4 protein-coding genes are annotated in these 3739 nt (G+C 71.9%); 3 read left to right on the forward strand and 1 reads right to left on the reverse strand.

The features are described from left to right. The first annotated feature begins 56 nt into the window (after positions 1-56). Positions 57-836 carry a 16S rRNA (cytidine(1402)-2'-O)-methyltransferase gene (locus tag AB0C69_RS39660; RefSeq protein WP_360361457.1) on the forward strand — a complete coding sequence of 260 codons (780 nt, stop codon included), beginning with the start codon at positions 57-59 and terminating at the stop codon, positions 834-836. Positions 837-974: 138 nt separating this feature from the next. Next, positions 975-1277: a hypothetical protein gene (locus AB0C69_RS39665; RefSeq protein WP_360361451.1), complete on the forward strand. Its 303-nt coding sequence runs from the start codon at positions 975-977 to the stop codon at positions 1275-1277. 10 nt (positions 1278-1287) lie between these two features. Here the strand turns inward: AB0C69_RS39665 and AB0C69_RS39670 are convergent, their stop codons facing one another. After that, on the reverse strand, positions 1288-2736 hold the full coding sequence (locus AB0C69_RS39670; RefSeq protein ID WP_345173518.1) for a hypothetical protein: 1449 nt from the start codon (positions 2734-2736) through the stop codon (positions 1288-1290). 780 nt (positions 2737-3516) lie between these two features. Between AB0C69_RS39670 and AB0C69_RS39675 the strand changes: the two genes are divergently transcribed. After that, a partial coding sequence (locus tag AB0C69_RS39675) for a glycosyltransferase (RefSeq protein WP_360361454.1) occupies positions 3517-3739 on the forward strand: 223 nt, incomplete at its 3' end.

The raw sequence follows: 3739 nt of genomic DNA on the forward strand, positions 1-3739 counted from the left end.
CGAGCGAGCTCGGCATGAACAGCGCGGCGCCCGCGCCCTGGACGAGCCGGGCCGCGATGAGGACCTCGATCGCGGGGGCGAGCGCGGCGGCCAGCAGCGGCTTGATGACGCTGGCGCTGCGGCGGCTGGCGGGCGATCTCGGCGTCGAGCTGCCCGGCCGCGTCGTGTCCTACAACGACCTGAACGAGCGGGAGCGGGCCGCCGGGCTCGTGGAAGACCTGCTCGCCGGACGGGACGTGCTGGTGATCACCGACGCCGGGATGCCGGGCGTGTCGGACCCCGGGTACCGGCTGGTGCGCGCCGCCGTCGCCGAGGGCGTCCCGGTCACGGTGCTGCCCGGGCCGTCCGCCGTCACGACCGCGCTGGCGGTGTCGGGGCTGCCGACCGACCGGTTCTGCTTCGAGGGGTTCCCGCCGCGCAAGCCGGGGGAGCGGGCCCGCCGGCTGGAGTCGCTCGCGGGCGAGCCCCGCACGATGGTGTTCTTCGAGTCGCCGCGCCGGCTGCCCGTCACCCTCGCGGCGATGGCGGAGGCGTTCGGCGCGGACCGTCCCGCCGCGGTGTGCCGCGAGCTGACCAAGACCTACGAGGAGGTCCGCCGGGGGACGCTCGGCGAGCTCGCCGCGTGGGCGGCGGACGGCGTCCTCGGCGAGATCACGGTGGTGGTCGGCGGCGCGCCCGAGCCGCGGGGGCTGACGGACCCGGCGGACCTGGCGGCGGCGGTCGCCGCGCGGGAGGCGGCCGGGACGCCGCGCAAGCAGGCCATCGCCGAGGTCGCCCGGGAGAACGGCGCCCAGAAGCGCCTCGTTTACGACGCCGTTGTCAAGGCCAGAAAATAGTCACCCCCCTCAGAGCGGTCCAAAGGGGCGCCTCCGGGGCATAACTGCCCCGGCAGCCTCCGGCCGGGGCATCCCAGTGAAGCAGACCAGGGGCGCCGAAGAGACGCGCGGAAGACGGTCTGTGAGGGGGTGAGTGCCATGCACGAGGCATGGACGCACCACGAAGTGTGGGTCTTCGAGTGCCTGGGTTGCGAGGGGTCCTGGAACGAGGAGTTCCAGGTCCGGCACTCCGGTGACGGGCACGGCAACCAGGCCGTCATCTACGTGCGCCAGGGCCAGCCCTGCACGACGCCCTGGATGGACCGGTGCTGCCCGGACTGCGGCGGCCAGAACGTCAAGGCGCTGTCGGCGACGCACGGCAGGCACGACGAGGTGCCGGTGGTCCGCAACGGCAGCGACGTGGCGATGGTCTTCCACCTCCGCCGCATGCACGCCTGGTAGCGCGCGACGGTCAGGCGGTGACGCGGGTGGCCCCCGGGGCCTCCTGCACCACCGGCTCGGCCGGCGGCGCCGGCGGGGTCGCCCCGCTCCTGCCGCGGCCGGTCAGGCGGCGCGTCCAGCCGGCCGCCGTCGCGCGGGCCTCGGGCCTGAACGCCAGCCCGGCGGCGAGCGCCGCCAGCGGGACGGCGGGCAGCACGTACCGGTAGTCGAACTCGGCGGTGGCCGCGGGCGCGAGCAGCAGCCCCGTGGCGAGCGTCCACGGCAGCAGCGCCTCGCCGCCGAACCGGCGCCACAGCGGGACCAGCCCGGCCAGGCCGAGGAGCAGGATGGCGCCGACCATGGTGCCGCGCAGGTAGAAGACGTCCTGGTAGCCGCGGGCGGCCCCGGCGAACGGCTCGACGACCTGCGTGCGGGCGTTGCCGCGCTCGTAGCCGCGCGCGTCCTGGGCGGCCGTCCCGCCGCCGGGCATGTGCCAGTCGGGCAGGGGACGGCTCTTCTTCTCGAACTCGTACTGCGCGTACGTCGCCGGGTCGGGGAACACCGTGCGCTTCCACTGGAAGACGCGGAAGAAGTCGTGCGCGACGACCCGCGAGTAGTCGAGCGGCTGGGCGACGATGGCCCGCTTGGCGAAGTCGTTGCCGAGCTTGTTGTTCTCGGGGCTGAACCGCGTGCCGGTGTAGCGGTTGAGCGGGGAGCGGGCGTTCCAGATGCCGTCCTGCGAGTTCGGCAGCCGGTTCGCGGGCTCGGTGCACAGCGGGTACTCGCTGACCGGCAGGTCCTTCATCCGGTGGCAGTCGGCGAACTTGTAGACCCGGGCGTACAGGAAGATCCCGTTGCTCTCGGTGATCGCGAACTTGTCGCTCTCCGCCTTGTACCAGCCCATGTAGCCCAGCACCGGCAGCAGGCAGGCGGCCAGCGTGACGGCCATGAGCCGCCAGCCGCTGCGCCGGACCAGCATGTACACCAGCACGCCGAGGAGCACCGGCATCCCGACCGAGCGGGTCAGCCACGCCATCCCGACGATCAGCCCGACCCCCGCGGCGATCTTCCAGGACGGCTGGTCGCGCCACAGCAGCAGCGTGACCGCGCACATCACCAGGAAGGTGAACGTCGTGTCCGACAGCACCAGGTGTTCGAGCTGGAGCTGGTAGGCGTCCAGCAGGACCGGCGCGGCCGCCAGCGCGGCGCCCCAGCCGGGCAGCCCGAACCGGCGCCGCAGCAGCGCGTAGATCATCACGCCCATGGCCAGGCCCATGAGGTGCTGGAGCCCGGCGACCAGCGCGAAGCTGTGGAACGGCTTGAGGACGAGCAGCAGGAACGAGTACCCGTCGGGCCGCAGCGGGTGCGGATACGGGTCCATCGCGACGTTCAGGTAGTCGAAGCTGTCGTTGAAGAACATCACCGGCTGGTAGCCGAGCATCGCCACCAGGCGGAGAAGCGCCGCTATGGCAATGATCACACTGAAGACCGGGTTTCGGCGCGCCAGCGTCCACAACCCGCGGCCGCGTCCGCGACCCGCCTCCGCACTCTCTCCGGGCGCGTCGTCCGGCGTGTCCCCCGATTCCGGACGAACTTGTGAACCGGTTTCGGGGGCGCCCTTAATGGACTCGCCGGACACGATGGCCGTTATGCCGGATTCCAGACCTTCTGTGCCGGAATCGGGCGTGCCGTTGCCGGCCCCTGACGAAGATTTGGCCGAGTCCGGGGCGGTCGTCGCGTCCCCGGACGCGCCGGCCGGAGCGTCCGGTGCGCCCGGCGCCGCGGCGGCCCCGGCCGTCGTCGCGAGGGCCGTCCCGCCCTGCGCCGACCCGTCGAGCGCGGTGCCTTGCGGCGTTTCCCCCGCCACGGCCGCACCTTCCCTTCGATGTCCGGCCCCCGGTCCGGTGGCATTGCGTTGGTCCAGGGCACTACGTTCGTCCACGGCACTGCGTCCTGCGGCGCGCGTCACAGCCGCCCACCCTTTCCGGGCCGCCGTGCCCGTATGCTTGACGTCCTAACATGCCGCCCGCGACGGTGCCGGATAGGGTTTTCCGGTTGCAAGTGGGCAACACGATACGGGTGCTCTTGACGAGAGCGGCCATCATGCCCCGCCCTCGGCGGGCATCATGAACGCCGACGGGCCGTCCCGATGAACAACACGCGGAACAACAGAGATTAGTGGAAAACGCCGCAGACGGTCAGCAGGTGTAACAGGGTCACCAAGGGTAACGACGCCACCAGGGGTAATGAAGGAGATCGCGTGGAACTCTCCGTAGTGATGCCATGTCTGAACGAGGCCGAGACGGTCGAGACCTGCGTCCGCAAGACCATCGGTTTCTTCGAGGACAGCGGCATCGACGGCGAGGTGGTCATCGCCGACAACGGCAGCACCGACGGCAGCCAGCAGCTGGCCCGCGACGCGGGCGCCCGCGTCGTGCCGGTGGTCGACAAGGGCAACGGGACAGCCCACAGGGGAGGGCTAC

Source organism: Actinomadura sp. NPDC048032 (assembly GCF_040653175.1).
Classification (GTDB): domain Bacteria; phylum Actinomycetota; class Actinomycetes; order Streptosporangiales; family Streptosporangiaceae; genus Spirillospora; species Spirillospora verrucosospora.

Excerpts from the sequence above, each read along its gene's own strand:
- AB0C69_RS39665 (WP_360361451.1), top strand. The coding sequence starts at position 975 with ATGCACGAGGCATGGACGCACCACGAAGTGTGGGTCTTCGAGTGCCTG.
- AB0C69_RS39660 (WP_360361457.1), top strand. The coding sequence starts at position 57 with ATGAGGACCTCGATCGCGGGGGCGAGCGCGGCGGCCAGCAGCGGCTTG.